Raw genomic sequence first — 259 nt, 5'->3', positions numbered from 1 at the left:
CGCCGATCCGGCGGAACGCGCGCGTCGCCGCGCGGAACAGGGCCAGCACGACCAAGTGGCCGAACGCGATCGCCTCGATTCACAACGCAAGACCGCGCCCCTGACCTGTCCGGCGGGGGCCACGGATATCGACAGCACGTTCCTCACCTTGGAGCAGGTCGTGGAGACAATTTCGGCGCTGATCGTGGCCAAGCTGCCGCCGGCTTGAGCCGACCCTGAATCTTCATGAGCCGGCGTATCGACCACCTCGCGATGACTC

Annotated in this window: 1 protein-coding gene; it reads left to right on the top strand. The window is 66.4% G+C overall.

The window, feature by feature from the left end; genetic code table 11:
- On the top strand, nucleotides 1-208 hold a 208-nt coding region (locus KJQ96_RS39290), incomplete at its 5' end, for a (d)CMP kinase (RefSeq protein ID WP_213291250.1).
- Between the last annotated feature and the right edge of the window lie 51 nt (nucleotides 209-259).

This window comes from Bradyrhizobium sp. sGM-13, assembly GCF_018398875.1.
Lineage (GTDB): Bacteria > Pseudomonadota > Alphaproteobacteria > Rhizobiales > Xanthobacteraceae > Bradyrhizobium.
The sequence above is the reverse complement of the archived record's forward strand: the minus strand, read 5'-3'. Positions and strand labels throughout refer to the sequence as shown.